The sequence below is a fragment of the Bradyrhizobium sp. T-12 genome (genome assembly GCF_058314695.1).
This window is the reverse complement of the sequence record NZ_CM177756.1, coordinates 6,310,726-6,331,944: the sequence shown is the minus strand read 5'-3', so window position 1 is coordinate 6,331,944 and position 21,219 is coordinate 6,310,726. Positions and strand designations below refer to the sequence as shown.

Genomic DNA, 21,219 nt, shown 5'->3' with positions numbered 1-21,219 from the left:
AACATCATGAGCATCACCCGCAGCATCCGCACGCCCATCATGCACCGCGCCGTCGAAGCCAATGGCTTCGTCTTCCTCGGCGGCACCATCGCCGACGACACCTCGGTCTCGATGGGCGAGCAGACCCGCAACATCCTCGGCAAGATCGCCGGCTATCTGAAGGAAGCGGGAAGCGACAAGAGCCGCGTCGTCAGCGCCTCGATCTTCGTCACCGATCTCTCCAAGAAGAAGGAGATGGACGCGGCCTGGACCGAGTTCTTCGGCGACAATCTGCCGACCCGCGCCACTGTCGGCGTCGCCGATCTCGGCGGCAGCGCCCTGATCGAGGTGGTGGTCACCGCGCTGAAGGGCTGATGGCACAGCGACCAGGGACGATAGCGCCTCTCGCGCTGTCGTCTCCTCGCGCCGCGCCTTGATCTCGCCCTTCGAAGGGAATAGTTAGAGGCTCCCTCAACCAGGATCGTTCCAGCCATGGATTTCACCCCGACCGCAAAGCCCATCCGCCTTGCCCACGGGGAATTCCATGCCTGCCTCCATCATCCTGTCGAACCTGTCGCTGTCCACGCCTGACGGCCGTCCTCTTTTCTCCGACGTCGATCTGACATTTGCGGCCGAGCGGACTGGTCTCGTCGGCCGCAATGGCGTCGGCAAGACGACGCTGCTTGCGTCGATCTCAGGGGAGCACCTTCCTCAGTCCGGACGCGTTCTGGTCAACGGCAGCATCGGCCTGCTGCGTCAGGACGTGCAATGGCCGGCAAGCGCGACCGTGGCCGATCTGTTCGGCGTGCGGCCGGCGCTCGAGCTGCAGCGCCGAGCCGAGCGGGGCGAGGCCTCCGCCGACGATATCGCTGCGATCGACTGGACGCTCGATGCGCGGCTGGAGGCCGCGCTGGCGCGCCTCGGGTTCGCTTCCTCTCCCGACACCGAGCTGTCGTCCCTGTCCGGCGGCCAGATCACAAGGGTTCGGCTCGCGGCGTTGGTCTTTGCCGAGCCCGACTTCCTGCTGCTGGACGAGCCCACCAACAATCTCGACCAGGACGGACGCAAGGCCGTAACCGATCTGCTGGCAGCCTGGCGCGGCGGTGCGATCGTCGTCAGCCACGATCGCGACCTGCTCGATACCATGGATGCGATCGTCGAGCTGACGTCGCTCGGCGTCGCGCGCTACGGCGGCAATTGGAGCAGCTTTCGCGAACAGAAAGCCGTCGAGCTCGCCGCCGTCAGGCACGACCTCGCGCATGCCGAGAGGCGGCTGTCCGAGATCGACGGCAAGGCGCAGGAGGCCGCGGAGAAGAAAGCGCGCAAGGACAGCGGCGGCAGAAAAAAACGCGCCAAGGGCGACATGCCGCGCATCCTGGCCGGAGCGCGCAAGGATCGCAGCGAAGACACCGGCGGCAAGACTGCGCAGATCGCCGAGCGGCAGCGCGCAAACGCGCGCGAGGCCGTCGACGCGGCGCGCCGGCGCGTCGAGATCCTTCAGCCGCTTTCCGTCAAGCTGCCGGCGACGGGTCTGCCGGCGGGCAGGGAGGTGCTCTGGCTCGACGGCGTCAGTGCCGGCTACCGGCCGGAGCAGCCCATCTTGCGCGATCTCTCATTTGCGATCGTCGGGCCGGAGCGCGTCGCGCTGGTCGGGCCCAATGGCTCCGGCAAGACGACACTGCTGAAACTCGTCGCGGGCGAACTGCGACCGCTTTCAGGCGTGGTACGGGTCAGGCCGGATTTCGCGCTGTTCGACCAGAAGGTCAGGCTGCTCGACCCAGGGCTCTCCATCCTCGACAATTTTCGGCGCCTCAATCCCGCAGCGGGTTCGAATGAGTGCCATGCCGCGCTGGCCCGGTTCATGTTTCGCGCCGATGCCGCCTTGCAAGGCGCCGGACGTTTGAGCGGCGGGCAAATGTTTCGCGCAGGGCTCGCCTGCGTGCTGGGCGGGCAGACGCCGCCGTCCCTCTTGATCCTGGACGAGCCGACCAATCATCTCGACCTCGAGTCCATCGAAGCCGTCGAAGCGGGATTGCGGGCCTATGACGGTGCGCTGCTCGTCGTCAGTCATGACGAAGCGTTCTTGCAGGCAATCGGGATCACGCGGCGGATCGATGTTGCCGGCAAGTTGCCGCGCATCGATGGCGGGATCATCTGACCCCGCCTGACAGTTTTGAATTTGGCAGTGATTTTCAAAAACCCGACGCCCTGCCCCCAGCGCGTCGGGTGGAAAAAATGAGTATCAATTTCGTGATCCCAACCCGATTGTTGTGACGCCTGCCGCATCATTTTACTACTCCGGGAAACTACCGCGTCGGAACCTGGGGCTTCGCGGTGCGCTGGCCTATGAGGCCGTGCTTCCACCCGGCTCCAGCGCCTCGCCTATCTCCAGCGGGTGGGCCATGGTCTCGTGCAGCGCCTCGCGGTCGAGCTCGCCTTCGGAGATGCTGATCACGACGCATGCAACGCCGTTGCCGATCAGATTGGTCAGCGCGCGGCACTCGCTCATGAACTTGTCGATGCCGACCAGGATCGCGATCGACTGGATCGGGATGTCAGGCACGATCGAGAGCGTCGCGGCGAGCGTGATGAAGCCGGCGCCGGTCACGCCCGAGGCCCCCTTCGAGGTGATCATGGCGATGCCCAGGATGCCGAGCTCCTGCCAGATGGTCAGATGGGTGTTGGTCGCCTGCGCCAGGAACAGCGTCGCCAGCGTCATGTAGATGTTGGTGCCGTCGAGGTTGAAGCTGTAGCCGGTCGGGATCACGAGGCCGACCACCGAGCGCGAGGCGCCGAGATGCTCCATCTTCTGGATCATCTGCGGCAGCACCGTCTCCGAGGACGAGGTGCCGAGCACGATCAGGAGCTCGTCCTTGATGTAGGCGATGAAGCGCAGGATCGAGAAGCCGGCGAGCCGCGCGATCGCGCCCAGCACGATCAGCACGAACAGGATGCTCGTGAGATAGAACGTGCCGATCAGCGCGGCGAGGTTGAGCAGCGAGCCGAGGCCATAGGCGCCGACGGTGAACGCCATCGCGCCGAAGGCGCCGATCGGCGCGACGCGCACGATGATGCGGATGATGCCGAAGAACATCTTCGCGGCCTTGTCGATCGCATCCGCAATGGGTTCGCCGGCCTTGCCGAGGAAGGCGATGGCGAAGCCCGAGAGGATCGAGATCAGCAACACCTGCAACAGGTCGCCGCGGGCGATTGCGCCCAGATAGCTGTCGGGGATGATCGCCATTAGATGGGCGACGATGCCCTCTTCCTTGGCCTTGGTGACGTAGGTCGCCACCGATTTCGGATCGATCGTGGCGGGATCGATATTGAAGCCGTGGCCCGGCTGGAGGATTTCGCCGACCAGCAGGCCGACGGCGAGCGCGACCGTCGAGACCGCTTCGAAATAGATCAGCGACTTCAGCCCGACCCGGCCGACGCGTTTGAGGTCGCCCATCGAGGAAATGCCGTGCACGACGGTGCAGAAGATGACAGGCGCGATCATCATCTTGATCAGCGCGATGAAGCCGTCGCCGAGCGGCTTCAGAGCCTTGCCGAGATCGGGATAGACATAGCCGATGAGCACGCCGAGCGCGATCGCGATCAGGACCTGGACGTAGAGGATCTTGTACCAGGGTTGGTGTCGGCGGAGGACGGCTGGCTGGATCGCGACTTGTGTCATAAAGTGTGCCCTGAACGCATTGATGGTGCAGGATTCGGCTTGTGCATGACCTGCACCATGTGATGGCCGCCGCAGAAGTGACAATCACATTTTTGTCGGATCGCACGAAGATCGATCGCTGCACCGCAATTGGGGGGAACATGGCGACTGCAACCGGCTCCGGCCAGCAAACGCCGGGCTATTTTCCGCGCTGGAAACTCAGGACCTCGGGCGTGATCATGCCGGAGGAGCGGCTGTCATGGGGGCAGACAATCGTCTCTGGTCTGCAGCATTGCGTCGCGATGTCCGGCTCGACGATCATCGCCCCGCTGCTGATGGGGTTCGATCCCAACGTTGCGGTCCTGTTCTCGGGCATCGGCACGCTGATCTTCTTCGTCATTGTCGCCGGGCGCGTGCCGAGCTATCTCGGCTCGAGCTTCGCCTTCATCGCCGTCGTTATCGCCGCCACCGGTTATGCCGGGCAGGGGGCGAATCCCAATATTTCGGTTGCGCTCGGCGGCATCGTTGGCGCCGGCGTGCTCTACGGCGTGATCGCGCTGATCGTGATGTGGTCCGGTGTCGGCTGGATCGAGCGGCTGCTGCCGCCGGCTGTCACCGGCGCCGTGGTCGCCGCGATCGGCCTCAACCTCGCACCCGTCGCGGTCAAGGCGGTGAGCGCCAATACGTTCGACACGGCAATCGGGCTCGCGACCGTTCTGATCATCGGCGTGGTGGCCGTCGCAGCCCCCGGCCTGTGGCGCAGGCTGCCGATCATCCTCGGCGCGATCGGCGGATATTTTTTGTATCTGCTGTTCGCGAACGGTCTCGGCTTCAGCAAGCCCATCGACTTCACCCAGCTTTCGGCCGCGCCGTGGTTCGGCCTGCCGAACTTCACAACGCCAACGTTCCAGGCCGACGCCATCTTCCTGATCGCGCCGGTCGCCGTCATTCTGGTTGCCGAGAACCTCGGCCACATCAAGGCCGTCGGCGCCATGACGGGCCGCAGTCTCGATGCCTATCTGGGTCGCGCTCTGTTCGCCGACAGCCTGGCGACCATCGTCGCGGCCTGCGGCGGCGGCACGGGCGTCACCACCTATGCCGAGAATATCGGCGTCATGGCCGCGACCAAGGTCTATTCGACATTGCTGTTCGCCTTCGCTGCCATCGTGTCGATCCTGCTCGGCTTCTCGCCGAAATTCGGCGCGCTGATCCTGTCGATCCCGGGCCCCGTCATCGGCGGCCTCTCGATCGTGCTGTTCGGACTGATCGCGGCGATGGCGGGCCGGATCTGGGTCGAGAATAAGGTCGACTTTGCAAATCCTGCAAACCTGATCACCGTGGCCGTGGCGTTGACCGCGGGCGCCGGCGATCTCACGCTCAAATTCGGTGCGTTCACGATCGGCGGGATCGGCACCGCAACCTTCGGCGCGATCATCCTCTATCAGATCCTGACCTCGCCACTCGCGCGCCGCGCGGAATGAATCCCAGGGATGCACTGAAGGGATGGAACAAAAGGCGCTTTCCGTCGATGATGAGGCATTCCGGAGAGAACCCATGCCGCAACCCGATCGCTCGACTTCGTTTCCCTCGCGCCTCGTCGGCCAATACGCGCTGGTGACCGGCGCCTCGCAAGGCATCGGCCGCGCGGTTGCCGTCAGGCTTGCCCAGGAGGGTGCAACGGTCGCCATCAATTATTTCGAGCACGAGGAGCGGGCCGAGGAGACGCGCGCGCTCGCACAGGCTGCTTCGCGCGATCGCGGTCACGGCGAGGCCGATCATTGCATCGTCAAGGCCAATGTCGGCAACGAGCAGGACATCGCCGCGATGTTCGAGACGGTCCTGTCGCGCTTCAAGCGCCTCGACTGTCTCGTCAACAATGCCGGCTTTCAGAAGGAATCGCCGAGCGAGGCGCTCGACGTCGAAACCTATCGCCGGATCATCGACGTCAACCTGAACGGCGCCGTGCTCTGCGCGCAGAAGGCCCTCGCGCATTTCGTCAAGCGCGGGGCAGGCGGCAGCATCATCAACTGCTCCAGCGTCCACCAGATCATTCCGAAGCCCGGCTATCTCGCCTATTCGATCAGCAAGGGCGGCATGGCCAATCTGACGCGTACGCTGGCGCTGGAGTTCGCCGGCCGTGGTATTCGCGTCAACGCCGTGGGGCCCGGCGCGATCGACACGCCGATCAATGAAGCCTGGACCGGCGATCCCGAGAAACGCGGCGTCGTCACCTCCCACATTCCCATGGGACGCGTCGGCACGCCGGAGGAGATCGCCGCCGTCTTCGCCTTCCTCGCCTCCGATGATGCGAGCTACATCACCGGGCAGACCCTCTATGCCTGCGGAGGCCTGACGCTATTCCCGGAGTTTCGCGAGAACTGGGCGAGCTAGGACGTGATCTGGCAAAACCGCCCGGCGCAGCCTACATCTGCCTCATGGCAAACGCTCCGCTGGCAACCCCTCCGCTCCAGGATTTCATCGATCGGCACGACAAGCTGTTCGTGCTGACCGGCGCCGGCTGCAGCACCAATTCGGGCATCGCCGATTATCGCGACAGCAATGGCAATTGGAAGCGGACCCAGCCGGTCAACTTCCAGTCCTTCATGTCGGACGAGCTTACGCGGCAGCGCTATTGGGCTCGCAGCTTGATCGGCTGGCGGCGGTTCGGCCAGGCGAAGCCGAACGACGCGCATCACGCGCTGGCGCGGCTCGAGGCGAGCGGGCGCTGCGAGATGCTGCTGACCCAGAACGTCGACCGGCTGCATCAATCCGCCGGCCACCGCCAGGTGATCGATTTGCACGGACGGCTCGACCTGGTCCGCTGCATGGGCTGCGGGGCGAAGACGCCGCGGAGCGAATTCCAGGATGCGCTCGGCCGCGCCAATGCGGAATGGCTGACGCTCGATGCCGCCGATGCGCCCGATGGCGACGCCGATCTGGAGCACGCGGAGTTCTCGTCCTTCCAGGTACCTGCTTGCGAAGCCTGCGGCGGCGTCCTCAAGCCCGACGTCGTGTTCTTCGGCGAGAACGTCCCGCGCGACATCGTCGCGACCGCGCAGGACCATCTGTCGCAGGCCGATGCCATGCTGATCGTCGGCTCGTCGCTGATGGTCTATTCCGGATTCCGCTTCGTAAAGGCTGCCGCGCAGCGCAACATTCCGATTGCGGCGGTCAATCTCGGCCGCACCCGCGCCGACGATCTCCTGACGCTCAAGGTCGAGGAGCGCTGCGAGGCGGCGCTTGCATTCCTGCTCTGATCGCGCGGGCTGCGAACACGCCTTGCCTATTGCATAGGTGCCGCGCAAAATAGCCGGGCACGGCGTTGCCGGCATGCCTCATGGCACGGGAATTGCTGCGCTTTCAGCCACAGTCTAGACGATCAGCACGGAGAATTTGGAATGCTTGAGGGAGCCGAGGTGCGGCTTGCCGTCGATATCGGTGGCACGTTCACCGACATCGTGCTGGACGTGGGCGAGGCGCGCAAGACGCGCAAGCTGCTGACGACGCCGCAACGGCCCGAGCAGGCGGTGCTGGACGGCATGCGTCTCATTCTTGCCGACGCGCGCGCCCATATCAGCGACATCGACGTCTTCATTCACGGCACGACGCTCGCGACCAACGCGATCATCGAGCGCCGCGGTGCCAGGACGGCCCTGATCGCGACCGACGGCTTCCGCGACGTGCTCGATATCGGCACCGAAAGCCGCTACGACCAGTACGATCTCGGCATCGACAAGCCGAGGCCGCTGGCGCCGCGTTCCCTGCGTTTCACCGTGCCGGAGCGCGTCGATGCTCACGGCGCCGTCCGCCTCCCGCTGGACGAGGCGGCAGTGCGCGCACTCGCGCCAAGATTGCGCGAGCTGGGCGTCGAGAGCGTCGCGATCGCCTTCCTGCACTCCTACGCCAATCCCGAGCACGAGCGCCGCACCGCCGCGATCCTGGCCGAGGAGATGCCCGGCATCTCCGTGACCGTGTCCTCCGCCGTCTGTCCCGAAATCCGTGAGTATGAGCGCACATCGACTGCGGTCGCGAATGCCTATGTGCAACCGCTGATCGACGGTTATCTCGCCCGCATGGCCGACGCCTTGCAGGTCGAGCAGTTCCGCGGCGCGATCTACCTCGTCACCTCGGGCGGCGGCGTCACCTCGATCGAGACGGCGCGGCGTTTTCCGGTGCGTCTCGTCGAATCCGGCCCCGCCGGCGGCGCGATCTTCGCGGCGCAGATCGCGGCAAGGCTTGGCGAGAGCAAGGTGCTGTCCTTCGACATGGGCGGCACCACCGCAAAGATCTGCCTGATCGAGAAGTACCAGCCCGAGACCTCGCGCGTGTTCGAGGTCGATCGCGCCGCGCGCTTCCTCAAGGGCTCCGGTCTGCCGGTGCGCATTCCCGTGATCGAGATGGTCGAGATCGGCGCCGGCGGCGGCTCGATCGCGCATGTTGACGCCATGAAGCGCGTCACCGTCGGCCCGGAGAGCGCCTCGTCGGAGCCGGGCCCCGCCTGCTACGGTCGCGGCGGCCAGCGTCCGGCGGTGACCGATGCGGACGTTGCGCTGGGCATGATCGATCCCGATGCGTTCGCCGCCGGCACGATCAAGCTCGACCCCGAGCTGTCGAAACAGGCGCTGCTGCGCGACGTCGGCGAGCCGCTCGGCCTATCCGCGGAAACCGCGGCCTATGCCGTGCACGAAGTCGTCTGTGAGAACATGGCGAGTGCGGCGCGCGTCCACGCGGTCGAGCGCGGCGAGATCGTCGGCCAGCACACCTTGATCGCGTTCGGCGGTGCCGCGCCGCTGCATGCGGCGCGCGTTGCCGAGAAGATCGGCGTCTCCCGGGTGATCGTGCCGTCGAATGCCGGCGTCGGCTCGGCCGTCGGATTCCTGGCAGCTCCCATCGCCTATGAGCTGGTGCGCAGCCGTCATGTCCGGCTCGACGATTTCGACACCGAGGGGGTCTCCGACCTCTTGCAGGAGATGGTGACCGAAGCGCGCGCCTTGGTCGAGCCTGGTGCTGCCGGTGCGCCGGTGCGCGAGCGCCGTGCCGCCTTCATGCGTTATGTCGGCCAGGGTCATGAGATCTCCGTCGAGCTGCCGAACCGGCGGCTGACGGCAGCCGATCTCGCGGGCCTGCGCCAGAAGTTCGAGGCGGACTATTCCGCGATGTTCGAGCGGGCCATTCCAGGCGCGGCGATCGAAGTCTTGAGTTGGTCGGTGCTGGCGACCACCGAGGCGCGCAATCCGCCGGCCGTTGCTTCCGTCGCGCGCAAGCCCGCCGGCAAGGCGTCCGGCAGCCGGAGGTTCTTCGACGGCCGCGCCGGCGAGGTCATCGAGATCCCGCTCTATCGCCGCGAGGACATGGCGCCGGGCGCGACCATTGCGGGTCCCGCCGTGATCGCGGAGGACGAAACATCTACTTTTGTCTCCACCAGTTTCGACGCGCATATCGACGGTGCCGGCAGCATCGTCATGGAACGAAAGGCGGCCTGATCATGAGCAAGGCAAATGGCGCGAGCCTGATCGACCTTCAGATCATGTGGCACCGGCTGATCGCCGTGGTCGAGGAGCAGGCGCAGGTGCTGCTCCGCACCGCCTTCAGCCCGATCGTGCGCGAATGCGGCGACCTCTCCGCCGGCGTGTTCGACCTCAGGGGGCGCATGCTGGCGCAAGCGGTGACCGGCACGCCCGGTCACGTCAACTCGATGGCGGAATCGGTCAAGCACTTCATCAATCATTTTCCGCTGGAGACGATGAAGGAGGGTGATGCCTACATCACCAACGATCCCTGGATGGGCACCGGCCACCTCAACGATTTCGTCGTCACCACGCCCTGCTTCAAGGACGGCAAGCCGGTGGCGCTGTTCTCCTGCACCAGCCATCTCATGGACATCGGCGGCATCGGCTTCGGCCCTGACGCCACCGACGTGTTCATGGAAGGGCTCTACATCCCCATGCTGAAGCTGATCGACCAGGGCGCCGTCAACGAGACGCTGATGGCGATGATCCGCACCAACACGCGCCTGCCGATCGACACCGAGGGCGACACCTATTCGCTCGCCGGCTGCAACGACGTCGGCTGCGAGCGCTTGGTCGAGATGATGACCGAGTTCGGCATCGACACGCTCGACGAACTCGGCGACTACATCTGCGATCGCTCGCGCGAGGCCGTGCTGGCCGAGATCGCAAAGCTGCCGAAGGGCAGCTGGCGCAATACGATGGTCGTCGACGGCTATGATGCCCCGGTGACGCTGGCGGCGACGCTGACGATCTCGGACGACGGCATCCACGTCGATTTCGACGGCACGTCCGCCGCCTCGAAATTCGGCATCAACGTGCCGCTGTCCTACACCACCGCCTACACCGTGTTCGGCCTCGGCTGCGTCGTCGCCTCGCAAATCCCGAACAATGCCGGCTCGCTCTCGCCGCTGACGGTCTCGGCGCCGGCGGGCGCGATCCTCAATGCGCCGAAGCCGGCGCCCGTGGCCTCCCGCCACATCATCGGCCAGATGCTGCCCGATGTGGTGTTCGGCTGCCTGCGCCAGATCATACCGGAACGCGTGCCGGCGGAGGGCACCTCCTGCCTGTGGAATCTCAACGTCCGCGGCCAGACCCGTTCCGGCGTCGGCGGCAATTACGGGTTCTCGATGGCGGTGACGTCCAATGGCGGCACCGGGGCGCGCTTCGGCAAGGACGGCCTGTCAGCCACCGCTTATCCCAGCGGCGTGCGCGGCACGCCGGTCGAGATCGCGGAGACGCAGACGCCGTTGATCTTCTGGCGCAAGGAGCTGCGTCCGGATTCCGGCGGGGCAGGGCGCACCCGCGGCGGTCTCGGCCAGATCATCGAGGTCGGCAGCGGCGTCGATGCGCCGTTCGACATCCTCGCGGCCTTCGATCGCATCGATCATCCGCCGCGCGGACGCGATGGCGGCAAGAACGGCGAAGCCGGCTATGTCGGCCTCAAGTCCGGCAAGAAGCTACGCGGCAAGGGCTTTCAGCAGGTGCCGCCGGACGACCGCCTCGTGGTGCTGACGCCCGGCGGTGCCGGCATCGGCGCGCCGACCGAGCGTGATCGCGCGGCGGTCAAGAACGATATCGAAAGCGGGCTCGTGTCCGCGGACAATGCTGTTGCAGTTTATGGATACGCGCGCTGACGGTGTCAGTGCACGTGGTAACAAACGGAGGGGCTCGATGATCACGCGACGGAATTTCACCGCGGGCGCAGCGACGCTGCTCGCCGCCGGCCACATCTCGACCCGCGCGCGGGCGGCGACGACGAACTGGGATATGTCGACGGTCTGGCCCGACGGCAATTTCCACACCCAGAACGCGATGGCCTTCGCGGAGGAGGTGAAGAAGCAGACGGGCGGCGCGGTCGCGATCACCGTGAAGGCCGGCGGCCAGCTCGGCTTCAAGGGGCCGGAGCATCTGCGCGCCGTGCGCGACGGCCTGGTGCCGCTTGCCGACGTCCTCAACATCCAGCAGGTCGGCGACGAGCCCTTCATGGGCGTCGAGAGCATTCCGTTCCTCTGCGGCTCCGTGGACGAGCTGAAGGTGCTGCACAAATATGTGCGGCCCGAATACGAGAAGATCGCCGCGCGCAACAACCAGAAGATCCTCTACATCGTGCCGTGGCCGACGCAGTATCTGCACCTCAAGGCCAAGGTCGCCGACGTCGAGGGCCTGAAGAACATCAAGATCCGCGTGCCCGACAAGAATGCGGTGGACATGCTGAATGCGATCGGCATGGCGGCGGTGATGATTCCCTGGGGCGAGACGATCCCCGCGCTCGCCTCGGGCGCCGTATCGGGCGTTTCCACTTCGTCGGTATCAGGTGTCGACGGCAAGTTCTGGGAATTCCTGAAATATGTCTACCCGACCAACCACGTCTGGTCGTCGCAGATGCTCACCGTCAATCTCGATTCCTGGAAGGCACTTCCCGCGGACCAGCAGAAGCTCGTAACGGATATCGCCGCGAAGATGGAGCCGGGCTTCTGGGCGAACTCGCTCAAGGCCGACGTCGACAGCCTCAACCGCCTCAAGGAGGGCGGCATGGAGGTGGTGCCGGTCTCTGACGCGATGATGAAGGACATCCGCGCCAAGACCGCGCCGCAGCTGGACGCCTTCCTCAAGCGCGTGCCGGCGGCCGACAAGCCGGTGCGGGCCTATCTCGCCGACATGAAGCGCGGCTGAGGGCCGCGTCGTGGTGAGCGTTTCGCCCGAAGCACCACAGAGCCTCAACGCAGCGGCGCCCGCGCCGTTGCGCATCCTGCTCGATGGCATCGATCGTCTCGGCCGGCTCGACGGCTGGATCGGCGGCGGCTGCCTGTTGATGCTGACGCTGCTGATGCTGTGCGAGGTCGCGACGCGATTCCTGTCGAACTTCCTGCCGTTCTTTCCGCCGAGCATCTCGATCGCCTGGGAGTATTCCTCCTATCTGATGGCGGCGTCATTCACCTTCGGCGCCGCCATGACCTTGCGGGTCGGCGGCCACATCCGCGTCGTGCTGCTCCTGAACAACGCCCCAGTGGCGGTGCAGCGCGCGCTCGAGATCCTCTCGGCCGCGGCCGGTTTCGCCTTCATGGCCTTCCTGACATCGTCGATGGCGAAGTTCGCCTTTGCCGCGTACACGCGCGGCCAGGTCTCGACCTCGAGCGATACGCCGCTGTGGTTTCCGGAAGCCGTCGTCACCTTCGGCATGCTGCTGCTCACGCTGCAGTTCCTGGCGCGCGCGATCCAGGCCGTGCTCGGCCTGCCGCTGGAAGATCACCGCATGAAGGCCTCGCCCGTCGAATGACCGCCTTGCCCGCTCCCGGATTTAGGATCGCATGACCATCGAAGTCGTTGCCCTGTTCGCGATCCTGTTTGCGCTGCTGGCCTGCGGCGTGTGGATCGGCCTGACGCTTGCGCTCACCGCGACGCTGCTGCTCGCGATGTTCCGGTCGATCCCGCTCGACAAGCTGCTGCCGCAATACGCCTGGAACATCCTGACCACGCAGGAGCTGCTGGCGCTGCCGCTGTTCATCCTGATGGGCGAACTCTTGTTCCGCACCCGCCTGTCGCGCTCGCTGTTCCAGGGGCTGGCGCCCTGGGCCGGGCTGCTGCCGGGCCGTCTTCTGCATGTCAACGTGATCGGCTGCACCATCTTCGCGGCGATCTCGGGCTCGTCGGCCGCGACCACGCAGGTGATCGGCCGCATGTCGCTCAACGAGCTGTTGCGCCGCGGCTATTCCCGCGACATCGCGATCGGCTCGCTCGCCGGCGCCGGCACGCTGGGCTTCCTGATTCCGCCGTCCAACATCATGATCATCTACGGCGTGCTCGGCGACGTCTCGATCTTGAAACTGTTCACGGCCGGCGTGCTGCCGGGGTTTCTGCTCGCCGCCAGCTTCATGGCCTGGGTGATGCTGCACACCAGCCTCAAGCCCGCGATGGTGCCGGAGACCGAGGCAAAACTCTCGCAGGTGCCGTGGGGCGAGCGCTTCGCCGCGCTGAAGGATCTCGCGCCCGCGCTGTTCCTGATCGCCTGCGTGCTCGGCTCGATGTATGGCGGGCTCGCCACGCCGTCGGAAGCCGCCGCCGTCGGCGTGCTCGGCGCTGCGCTGGTCGCCTGGGCGCAGGGCGCGATGTCGCAGCAGGTGATGCGCGACGTCTTGATCGGCTCGGTCGTCACCTGCTCGATGATCGCGCTGATCGTGCTCGGGGCCTCGATCCTCGGCAACGCCGCGGCCTTCCTCGGCATTCCCCAGGCGGTCGCCGCCTTCGTCAAGGGGCTCGGCCTGTCGCCCTTCATGCTGATCGTCGTGCTGGTCATCTTCTACCTCGTCCTCGGCTGCTTCCTCGACGGCTTCTCGATGATCGTGATGACGCTGCCGATCGTGCTGCCGATCGTGAAGGGCGCGGGCTTCGACGAGGTCTGGTTCGGCGTCTTCCTGGTGCTCGCCGTCGAGATGGCGCAGATCACCCCGCCGGTCGGCTTCAACCTGTTCGTGATCCAGGGCCTGACGGACGACGGCCTCGGCTACATCGCGCGCGTCACGATGCCGTATCTGATGATCATGGTGGGCTTCGTGCTGCTGCTGACGCTGTGGCCGGGCATCGTCACGATCCTGCCGCGGGTGCTGTACGGGTAATTCGCTCCTGGAGCAGCAGCGTAAGAACGCTGCAGCGCGTCCGGGACACGAGTGACGCGCCGTAGCTACGCTTCGTCTTGTTGCTGACGCCGCGGCACGGCATCGTCACGATTTTACCGCGCGTGCCGTGCGGCTAGCTGCGAACGAGAAGCGGCTGCAATGTTCATGCGATCAGAGTTGCAACGCGCCATCGCGAATGCATGTGACACTGCAGGATCATCTCGACCATCCTGCGGTTGCCGTGGTTCTACGGTCTCCCGTATGAGATGCGCTTTTGCCGAAAACCGTGCGACAAAATGATTTCATTGATCGGATCGCTGCTCGGTCTTTAGGCAAATTAAATCCTTTCGGCGCTTACCTGAAGTTCACAGGTTCGATTTTTGCGAATGCCACGTTGGAGGCTCCCATGCGGACCAATCTTCCGGTCACGACCACCGAATATCCCATTACCGACGAAGCCCTCATCGTCTCGCGCACCGATACGAAAGGGAAACTGACCTACTTCAACGATCAGTTCGTCGAGGCCTCCGGGTTTACCGAGGCGGAGTTGATGGGGCAGCCTCACAACATCATCCGCCATCCGGATATGCCGCCAGCGGCCTTCGAAAATCTGTGGGCCACGCTCCAGCAAGGAAAGCCCTGGTCGGGTGCCGTCAAGAACCGGCGCAAGAACGGCGACTTCTATTGGGTGCTGGCGACGGCGTCTCCCATTCGAGAGAACGGACAGATCGTCGGATACAGCTCCATCCGCACCAAGCTGCCCGCCGACCAGCGCGCCGAAGCCGAGCAGGTGTATGCGAAGATCCGGGAGAACAAGTCGCACGACTATAGGCTGGACGCCGGCATGCTCCGCAGACGTTCGTTCAGCGATCGGTTGGCCATCTTCACGGGCACGCTGAATGCGCGCTTGGTGACGCTTGTCGCCATCCTCTCGCTGTTCCTGCTCGTGATCGGCGTCATGGGCTTGCAGGGGACGCGCCAAAGCAATTCGCGGCTGCAATCGATTTACGAGGACCGCGCGGTGCCGCTGGCACAGCTCTTCGAAATCAATGACCGGATGAGAGACAACACGGTGCTGCTATTCGAGGCGGCCGCCAATGGACGGGTCGGAAAGCCGGTCGAAGGAATCACAGCCAAGGTGAACGCCAATTTGGAGAAGGTCGGCAAGGCCTGGGCCGACTACATGGCGACCTACCTGACGCCGGAAGAGAAAGGTGTTGCCGACAGCTTCACGCCCAAGCGCGTGAAATATGTCGAGCAAGGGCTGAAGCCGGCGCTGTCGCTCGCTGCCGAGCGAAAGTACGACGAGCTCGCCGCCGTGCTGGCCGGGCAGGCGCGCGAGCTGTACGAGGCGGCGAAAGCCGATCTCGACAAGCTCGTGGCGATCCAGGTCAAGGAAGCCAAGGCCGAATACGACGCGGCCGAACACGAATATGGCTGGCTGGTCGGCGCGGCGCTTGCCCTCCTGGTGACGAGCATCGCCATCGGCGGGCTCGTGAGCCGGCAAACCATCCGTGCCATCGTCCGCCCGCTTCAGCGCCTGAACGATGCGATGCTCAGCATCAACCAGGGCAAGCTCGACAACCGCATCGTCGTCGAACGAGACGACGAGCTCGGCGTTGCCTTGCGAAACCTGCAGACGCTGCAGGCTATCGTTCGATTCGACCGCGACGAGCTGAAGGCGACCGAGAAGAGGTCAGCGACCCAGCGCAAGCTGGAGATGATCAAGCTCGCCGGCAGTTTCGAGAGCGCGGTGGGCGAGATCATCGAAACCGTCTCGTCGGCCTCGACGGAGCTGGAGGCCTCGGCGAACACGCTGACCTCGACCGCGGAGCGCGGAGAGAAGCTCGCGACGATGGTCGCGGCGGCTTCCGAAGAAGCCTCGACCAACGTGCAGTCCGTCGCGAGCGCGACGGAGGAGTTGTCATCCTCCGTCAACGAGATCGGCCGGCAGGTCCAGGAATCCGCGCGAATGGCCAATGAGGCGGTCGAGCAGGCGCGCATCACCGATCAGAAGGTCGGTGAGCTGTCCAAGGCTGCGGCGCGGATCGGCGACGTGGTCGAGCTCATCACCACGATCGCGGGCCAGACCAATCTGCTCGCATTGAATGCAACGATTGAGGCCGCGCGGGCCGGCGAAGCCGGCCGCGGCTTTGCCGTCGTCGCCTCCGAGGTGAAGGCCCTGGCCGAGCAGACCGCCAAGGCCACCGGCGAGATTTCCCAGCAGATTTCCGGCATTCAGGGCGCGACCCAGGACTCGGTCAACGCCATCAAGATGATCGGAAGCACGATCAAGTCCTTGTCGGAGATCTCGTCGACCATTGCGGCGGCTGTCGAGGAGCAGGGCGCGGCGACCCAGGAGATCGCACGCAACGTGCAGCAGGCCGCTCAAGGCACCCACGAGGTCTCGTCGAACATCACGGACGTCCAGCGTGGCGCGACCGAAACCGGCTCGGCCTCGTCCCAGGTTCTCAATGCGGCGCAAGCGCTTTCAAGCGACAGCGAGCGGTTGCGGACGGAGGTCGGTCGCTTCCTTGATGGTGTCAGGGCGGCCTAGGCGAATTCGAAAAAGCATCCCTGCGGCTTGCCTGCGGACCATGCCCGATCTGCGGCAAGTCGTTGTCCCTCCTGGGGACAACGACAGCGCAACGTTCAGTCCGGCCTATGCCGCCGCCTTCTTGCGCGCGAGCTCGGCCTTGTACAGCTCGAACTCTTCCGCAATCGCTTTCGCGACCGAGGGCCGCTGGCGCAGACGCTCGTAATAGGCCTTCACGTTCGGCCATTTCGCAAGCTCGATCGGCGGCGTCGCCATGGTCCAGTTGATGACGGTGACGAGATAGGCGTCCGCCACGCTGAAATGGTCGAGCAGGAAGTCGCGCCCCTTCAGGTAGTTGTCGAGATAGTCGAGCCGCGACAGGTTCTTCTCCAGCGCATAGGCCTTGGTTTCCTGCGGCGCCTTGCGATCGAGCACGGGAATGAACAGGCCCTTGTGCAGCTCGGTGCCGATGAAGCACAGCCATTGGTGCAGGCGCGTGCGGTCGATGCCCTCTGCGGCGCCGATCCCGGATTGCGGGAAGCGGTCGGCGACGTATTGCAGGATCGCCGCATTCTCCGTCAGGACCACGCCCTCGTCGGTGCGCAGCGTCGGCACCAGGCCAATCGGATTGACGGCGCGGAAGTCGGAGCCGTCGCTCAGCACTTTCTTGGTCGCCGGGTCGACTTCGAGATAATTCGCCTCGGCGCCGGCTTCATACAGCGCGACGCGGGTCGCCATGGAACAGGCGAGCGGCGAGAAATAGAGATCCATCTGTAGCCTCCTTGGGCAATTCTTGAGGTTTCGCTCAACCTGGCCGGATTGATTTTTGTACTGTCTTGCATAATATAGGTCTGGTCAAGGATTATTTTGCGAAATGGTACAAAAACCGAAGCCGCCAACTGCTGCCAATGAGCCCAAGCGCCGCGGTCGGCCGCGCGCTTACGAGCCGGAGGTCGCGCTCGGCAAGGCGCTCGACCTGTTCCGCAGGCAGGGCTTTGCCGCGACCTCGCTCGACGACCTCAGCCAGGCCACCGGCATGAACCGCCCGAGCCTCTATGGCGCCTTCGGGGACAAGCGCGAGCTCTACATCAAGAGCTATCAGCGCTACCGCGAGGAAGCGCGGGCCTCCATGGCTGCGATCTTTCGCGAGGAGATGCCGGTGCGCCAGCGGCTGGAGCGCATCTTCGCCTCGGCGCTGAGCATCTATCTGTCCGGCGAGACTGGTCCGCGCGGCTGCTTCACGGTGGTGACCGCAGCGTCGGAAGCCGTTGGTGATCCGGAGATCCGCGCCATGGTGCTCGACGGGCTCAGCGAACTCGACAAGGCCTTTGCGAGCTGCTTCCGCCGCGCCAAGGAGAAGGGCGAGTTGCCGGAGAGCGCCGATCCGCTCGTGCTGGCTCAGATCGCGTCGGCCACCGTCCACACCATCGCCATCCGCTCGCGCGCCCGCGTTCCCCGCAACGAGCTGGAAGCAATCGTCAAGGGCGCGATCGATGTGATGGTGGGGACCAAGGAGTAGCTGTCGTCCCGGACAAGCGCAGCGAAGCGGAGCGCAGATCCGGGACCCATACGGCGCAGCAGTCATTTGGCGAGGACTCGGAGTCGCCACCTGGCGCCGCAACTTCTCCCTGTGGTTATAGGTCCCCGCGTTCGCGGGGACGACACTGAAGTCGCCGCGTTGGTTTCGTCCCCTACGCCGCGCGGATCTGCCCGAGGAAGCGATCCACCTCGTCGCGCAGCCGCTGCGACTGTTTCGACAGCTCGATCGCCGAACCCAGCACTTCCTCCGCCGCCGTGCCGGTGGCGGCGATGCCGTCGGTGACGCCCGCGATGTTTTGCGAGACCTCGCCGGTGCGGGCGGCGGCCTGTTGGACGTTCTGTGCGATCTCCTGTGTCGCCGTGCCCTGCTGGCCGACGGCAGCCGCAATCGCGGCGGAGATTTCGTCGACCTGCTGGATCGTCGCGCAGATCGACTGGATGCCGTCGACCGCGCCTGACGTCTCGCCCTGCACGGCCGTGACCTGTGCGCCGATCTCCTCGGTCGCCTTCGCCGTCTGCGTCGCCAGCGCCTTGACCTCGGAAGCGACCACGGCAAAGCCGCGGCCGGCTTCGCCCGCACGCGCCGCTTCGATGGTCGCGTTCAGCGCGAGCAGGTTGGTCTGGCCGGCGATGCCGTTGATGAAGGAGACGACGTCGCCGATCTTCTGTGCGGCTTCCGCCAGGCTCTGCACGCGTGCATTCGACTGCCGTCCGTCGTTGGCGGCCTTGCCGACCACCTCGGTCGCGTGGGCGAGGCGGCGGCTGATCTCGGTCATCGACGAGGACAGTTCCTCCGCCGCTGCGGCGACGGTCTGCACGTTCTCCGAGGCCAGTGTCGAGGCCGACGACACCGCGCGCGTCTGCTGCCTGGACTGCTCGACGATGGCCGACATCGAGCGCGCCGTATGCTCCATCTCGACCGCGGCCGAGGACACCGTGGTGACGACGTCGCGGATGCTGGCCTCGAAATTGTCGGCAAGCGCGGCGAAGGCGCGCCGCTTCTCCGCCTCCGACTTCGCCTTGGCTTCCAGCTGCTCGGCCTGGAGCTCGTTGAATCTCACGGCATTGTCGCGGAACACCGTGACCGCCTTCACCATCGCACCGACCTCGTCATTCGCCTTGCTGGCGGGAACGGCGACGTCGATGCGCCCGTCCGCAAGCTCGCGCATGACGGATGTGATGGCGAGGATCGGACGCGAGATGCTGCGGGCAATGAGATAGCCGACGATCGCGGCCAGCACGAGGCCGAGCGCGGCGATGCCGAAGGCAAGCAGCCAGGCGCGGTCGGCCGAGGCTACGTAATCGGCATTGTCCATCACCAGCTCGACGGCGCCGAGCGGCTTTCCGGAGAAATCCTTGATCGGCCCGAGCAGCGCGGCGACCGGAATGTTGTCGAGCTTGGCCTGCCTCACGGTGAAGTCGCCGGCGGTGGCGCGGCCGTAATCAGCCGCGTCGAAGAAGCTCTTGCCCTTCAGCGTGCCGCCGAACAGCTTGAAGGCCGAGCCGTCGGCCAGATGGAAGGCGATGTCGACGTGGCGGTTCGCCTTGAAATCGTCGAGGAAGGACTGGCCGAAGGTCAGGCCGAATTCGACGGTGCCGAGTTGCTTGCCCCCTTGCGCGATCGGCACCACGCCGCGGATGCCGAGCCCGGCGACGCCGCCTTCGAGGCCGACCACGACCTTGTGCTCCTGGTTGGCGACCAGAACGGTCTTGCGGAAGCCGGAGAGGTCGTCGCCGAATTTCGCGGGCTGGTGCACGCGCAGGAACGAGGTCGCCGGCGCCGTATGGAACTGGAACTGCTCGACACCGTATTCCGATTTTGTCGCGGCAAAGACCGGCCCGAACAAGGCGGTCAGGGCGTTGCGGTCCTGCTTGGCCATCGCATCCTGCGTCGCCGGCATCGCGGCCACGACCGTGCTCATGGCGGCCGCGCGGTGCGACTCCTCCGCGATCCGCGACAGCAGGGCATCATAATGGCTACGCAGCTCGCGCTGGTCGGCGCGGTCGATGATCCCGGCGATGATCCACATCGCCCCGAGCACGGCAAACAGGGCCGTCGCCGCCGCCGTCGCCGCGAGGGCGACCGTGATCCGCATCCTGAGGCCGAGGCTCGCGCGCATATCCGACTCGTTCGTTGACCGTTGGTTAAGAACGCATATCAAGTTCTCGCTAAGAGAGGGTGAACGGGATACCGGCGGAGCGCAGTGGTTGTGGGGGAGATGGTCGGGGCAGGGCTGTCTGACCCACCTGGCATGAGGCGCGCGTGCCTCTTCCGGTCAGCTAAAGCCTAATACCCCCGCGTCCGGTCCACCACGTTGTCCAGCGCGCCGCCAGCCTCGAACCGTGCGATCTGCTCGGCGACATAGGCCGAGATCGCGTCCGCATCGGTGTCGGCTGCGTTGTGTGGCGTCAGCACCACCTTGGGGTGGGTCCAGAACCGGCTGTCCTGCGGCTGCGGCTCCTGCACGAAGACGTCGAGCGAGGCGGCGCCCAGCGTGCCGTCGTCGAGGCAGGCCAGGATGTCGGCCTCGTTCTGCAGGCCGCCGCGGCCGGCATTGATCAGCACGGGTGCGCCGAGCGGGCTGTTGCGGTTGAGCTTTGCGAAAACGTCGCGGTTGAGGATGCCGTGCGTCTCCGGCGTCAGCGGCAGCAGGCAGGCCAGGATGTCGGTCTTGCGCAGGAACGCATCCATGCCCGTGGTGCCATGGAAGCATTCGACGCCGTCGATCGTGCGGGGGCTGCGGCTCCAGCCGGCGACACGGAAGCCGAGCCGCCGCAGCACGTCGGCGGCATCGGCCCCCAGCGTTCCCAGTCCCATGATGCCGACCGTCACGGCACTCGCCGGCCACTGATATTTCGGCTCCCAACGCTTCGCGCGCTGCGAAGCCCGCAAATAGGGCTCCTGGCGGTGGTGCATCAGCACGTGCAGCACGACATATTCGGTCATGCGGTTGGTGAGATCTGGCACGGCGACGCGGACCAGCGGCACGTCAGGCAGGCTCTTGTCCGCCATCAGCGCATCGACGCCGGCGCCCAGATTGAAGATGGCCCGCAGATTGGGAAACGCGCCGAGAGCGCCCGGCACCGGCTTCCACACCGCGGCATAGTGCACCTCGGCCGGGTCGAGCCCGATATCCGGCAGCAGCACCACGCGACGGTCGCCGCAGACGGCGTCGAACCGGGCCTTCCAGCGCTCCGGCGACCAGTTCTGCTGCGTGCTGTTGATCAGGACGGCCAGGGTGCCCATGGTCATGCGAAGTGCCTCGTCAAAGTTCCGCTGGAGAAGGCCCTCCTTGGCACGATCTGCCTGATTTTTCCTGCAAATTTTTTCCGCAGTCCTGTCGGAGCGGGGCATATTGGCGCGTCTTTAGAACAGACGAGGAA

The 21,219-nt window shown here is 65.4% G+C and carries 16 protein-coding genes; 12 read left to right on the top strand and 4 right to left on the bottom strand.

Annotated features, from left to right (window positions below):
* Positions 1-6 precede the first annotated feature (6 nt).
* Positions 7-354, top strand: coding sequence for a RidA family protein (locus AC0WRY_RS30200; protein ID WP_491122190.1), 348 nt, complete (start codon positions 7-9; stop codon positions 352-354).
* Positions 355-523: 169 nt separating this feature from the next.
* Positions 524-2,137, top strand: a complete 1,614-nt coding sequence (locus tag AC0WRY_RS30195; protein ID WP_491122189.1) for an ABC-F family ATP-binding cassette domain-containing protein — start codon at positions 524-526, stop codon at positions 2,135-2,137.
* Between the two features lie 186 nt (positions 2,138-2,323).
* Here AC0WRY_RS30195 and AC0WRY_RS30190 read toward each other — a convergent pair whose 3' ends face one another.
* Complete coding sequence (locus AC0WRY_RS30190) at positions 2,324-3,658, bottom strand: dicarboxylate/amino acid:cation symporter (RefSeq protein ID WP_211415934.1); 1,335 nt, start codon at positions 3,656-3,658, stop codon at positions 2,324-2,326.
* Positions 3,659-3,798: 140 nt separating this feature from the next.
* On the opposite strand from AC0WRY_RS30190, the gene AC0WRY_RS30185 reads away from it, so the two are divergent.
* From AC0WRY_RS30185 to AC0WRY_RS30145, 9 genes are all read left to right on the top strand, one after another.
* The gene (locus tag AC0WRY_RS30185) at positions 3,799-5,118 is read left to right on the top strand and encodes a solute carrier family 23 protein (protein WP_491122188.1); all 1,320 of its coding nucleotides are present in this window, start codon (positions 3,799-3,801) and stop codon (positions 5,116-5,118) included.
* Between the two features lie 73 nt (positions 5,119-5,191).
* Positions 5,192-6,028, top strand: coding sequence for an SDR family oxidoreductase (locus AC0WRY_RS30180; protein WP_491122187.1), 837 nt, complete (start codon positions 5,192-5,194; stop codon positions 6,026-6,028).
* A 44-nt stretch (positions 6,029-6,072) separates the two neighbouring features.
* Positions 6,073-6,894, top strand: coding sequence for an NAD-dependent protein deacetylase (locus tag AC0WRY_RS30175; protein WP_483071142.1), 822 nt, complete (start codon positions 6,073-6,075; stop codon positions 6,892-6,894).
* Positions 6,895-7,035: 141 nt separating this feature from the next.
* The gene (locus AC0WRY_RS30170) at positions 7,036-9,120 is read left to right on the top strand and encodes a hydantoinase/oxoprolinase family protein (RefSeq protein WP_491122186.1); all 2,085 of its coding nucleotides are present in this window, start codon (positions 7,036-7,038) and stop codon (positions 9,118-9,120) included.
* A gap of 2 nt (positions 9,121-9,122) precedes the next feature.
* Positions 9,123-10,781: a hydantoinase B/oxoprolinase family protein gene (locus AC0WRY_RS30165; RefSeq protein ID WP_491122185.1), complete on the top strand. Its 1,659-nt coding sequence runs from the start codon at positions 9,123-9,125 to the stop codon at positions 10,779-10,781.
* A gap of 37 nt (positions 10,782-10,818) precedes the next feature.
* Positions 10,819-11,820 carry a TRAP transporter substrate-binding protein gene (locus tag AC0WRY_RS30160; protein WP_491122184.1) on the top strand — a complete coding sequence of 334 codons (1,002 nt, stop codon included), beginning with the start codon at positions 10,819-10,821 and terminating at the stop codon, positions 11,818-11,820.
* 10 nt (positions 11,821-11,830) lie between these two features.
* The gene (locus AC0WRY_RS30155) at positions 11,831-12,424 is read left to right on the top strand and encodes a TRAP transporter small permease subunit (RefSeq protein WP_491122183.1); all 594 of its coding nucleotides are present in this window, start codon (positions 11,831-11,833) and stop codon (positions 12,422-12,424) included.
* Between the two features lie 31 nt (positions 12,425-12,455).
* Positions 12,456-13,760 carry a TRAP transporter large permease gene (locus tag AC0WRY_RS30150; RefSeq protein WP_194404365.1) on the top strand — a complete coding sequence of 435 codons (1,305 nt, stop codon included), beginning with the start codon at positions 12,456-12,458 and terminating at the stop codon, positions 13,758-13,760.
* 406 nt (positions 13,761-14,166) lie between these two features.
* Positions 14,167-16,317: a methyl-accepting chemotaxis protein gene (locus AC0WRY_RS30145; RefSeq protein WP_491122182.1), complete on the top strand. Its 2,151-nt coding sequence runs from the start codon at positions 14,167-14,169 to the stop codon at positions 16,315-16,317.
* A gap of 105 nt (positions 16,318-16,422) precedes the next feature.
* On the opposite strand, the gene AC0WRY_RS30140 is transcribed toward AC0WRY_RS30145, so the two are convergent.
* Positions 16,423-17,067 carry a glutathione binding-like protein gene (locus AC0WRY_RS30140; protein WP_491122181.1) on the bottom strand — a complete coding sequence of 215 codons (645 nt, stop codon included), beginning with the start codon at positions 17,065-17,067 and terminating at the stop codon, positions 16,423-16,425.
* A gap of 103 nt (positions 17,068-17,170) precedes the next feature.
* On the opposite strand from AC0WRY_RS30140, the gene AC0WRY_RS30135 reads away from it, so the two are divergent.
* Positions 17,171-17,815 (top strand): TetR/AcrR family transcriptional regulator, encoded by a 645-nt coding sequence (locus tag AC0WRY_RS30135; protein ID WP_491122180.1) that lies wholly within the window; start codon positions 17,171-17,173, stop codon positions 17,813-17,815.
* A gap of 172 nt (positions 17,816-17,987) precedes the next feature.
* Here AC0WRY_RS30135 and AC0WRY_RS30130 read toward each other — a convergent pair whose 3' ends face one another.
* Complete coding sequence (locus AC0WRY_RS30130) at positions 17,988-19,955, bottom strand: methyl-accepting chemotaxis protein (RefSeq protein ID WP_491122179.1); 1,968 nt, start codon at positions 19,953-19,955, stop codon at positions 17,988-17,990.
* Positions 19,956-20,122: 167 nt separating this feature from the next.
* The gene (locus AC0WRY_RS30125; RefSeq protein ID WP_491122178.1) at positions 20,123-21,088 is read right to left on the bottom strand and encodes a 2-hydroxyacid dehydrogenase; all 966 of its coding nucleotides are present in this window, start codon (positions 21,086-21,088) and stop codon (positions 20,123-20,125) included.
* Positions 21,089-21,219 lie beyond the last annotated feature (131 nt).

What these genes read in the sequence shown, in the direction of transcription:
- AC0WRY_RS30200 (WP_491122190.1), top strand. Translation starts at nt 7, where the DNA reads ATGAGCATCACCCGCAGCATCCGCACGCCCATCATGCACCGCGCCGTC.
- AC0WRY_RS30195 (WP_491122189.1), top strand. Translation starts at nt 524, where the DNA reads ATGCCTGCCTCCATCATCCTGTCGAACCTGTCGCTGTCCACGCCTGAC.
- AC0WRY_RS30190 (WP_211415934.1), bottom strand. Translation starts at nt 3,658, where the DNA reads ATGACACAAGTCGCGATCCAGCCAGCCGTCCTCCGCCGACACCAACCC.
- AC0WRY_RS30185 (WP_491122188.1), top strand. Translation starts at nt 3,799, where the DNA reads ATGGCGACTGCAACCGGCTCCGGCCAGCAAACGCCGGGCTATTTTCCG.
- AC0WRY_RS30180 (WP_491122187.1), top strand. Translation starts at nt 5,192, where the DNA reads ATGCCGCAACCCGATCGCTCGACTTCGTTTCCCTCGCGCCTCGTCGGC.
- AC0WRY_RS30175 (WP_483071142.1), top strand. Translation starts at nt 6,073, where the DNA reads ATGGCAAACGCTCCGCTGGCAACCCCTCCGCTCCAGGATTTCATCGAT.
- AC0WRY_RS30170 (WP_491122186.1), top strand. Translation starts at nt 7,036, where the DNA reads ATGCTTGAGGGAGCCGAGGTGCGGCTTGCCGTCGATATCGGTGGCACG.
- AC0WRY_RS30165 (WP_491122185.1), top strand. Translation starts at nt 9,123, where the DNA reads ATGAGCAAGGCAAATGGCGCGAGCCTGATCGACCTTCAGATCATGTGG.
- AC0WRY_RS30160 (WP_491122184.1), top strand. Translation starts at nt 10,819, where the DNA reads ATGATCACGCGACGGAATTTCACCGCGGGCGCAGCGACGCTGCTCGCC.
- AC0WRY_RS30150 (WP_194404365.1), top strand. Translation starts at nt 12,456, where the DNA reads ATGACCATCGAAGTCGTTGCCCTGTTCGCGATCCTGTTTGCGCTGCTG.
- AC0WRY_RS30145 (WP_491122182.1), top strand. Translation starts at nt 14,167, where the DNA reads ATGCGGACCAATCTTCCGGTCACGACCACCGAATATCCCATTACCGAC.
- AC0WRY_RS30140 (WP_491122181.1), bottom strand. Translation starts at nt 17,067, where the DNA reads ATGGATCTCTATTTCTCGCCGCTCGCCTGTTCCATGGCGACCCGCGTC.
- AC0WRY_RS30135 (WP_491122180.1), top strand. Translation starts at nt 17,171, where the DNA reads ATGGTACAAAAACCGAAGCCGCCAACTGCTGCCAATGAGCCCAAGCGC.
- AC0WRY_RS30130 (WP_491122179.1), bottom strand. Translation starts at nt 19,955, where the DNA reads ATGCGCGCGAGCCTCGGCCTCAGGATGCGGATCACGGTCGCCCTCGCG.
- AC0WRY_RS30125 (WP_491122178.1), bottom strand. Translation starts at nt 21,088, where the DNA reads ATGACCATGGGCACCCTGGCCGTCCTGATCAACAGCACGCAGCAGAAC.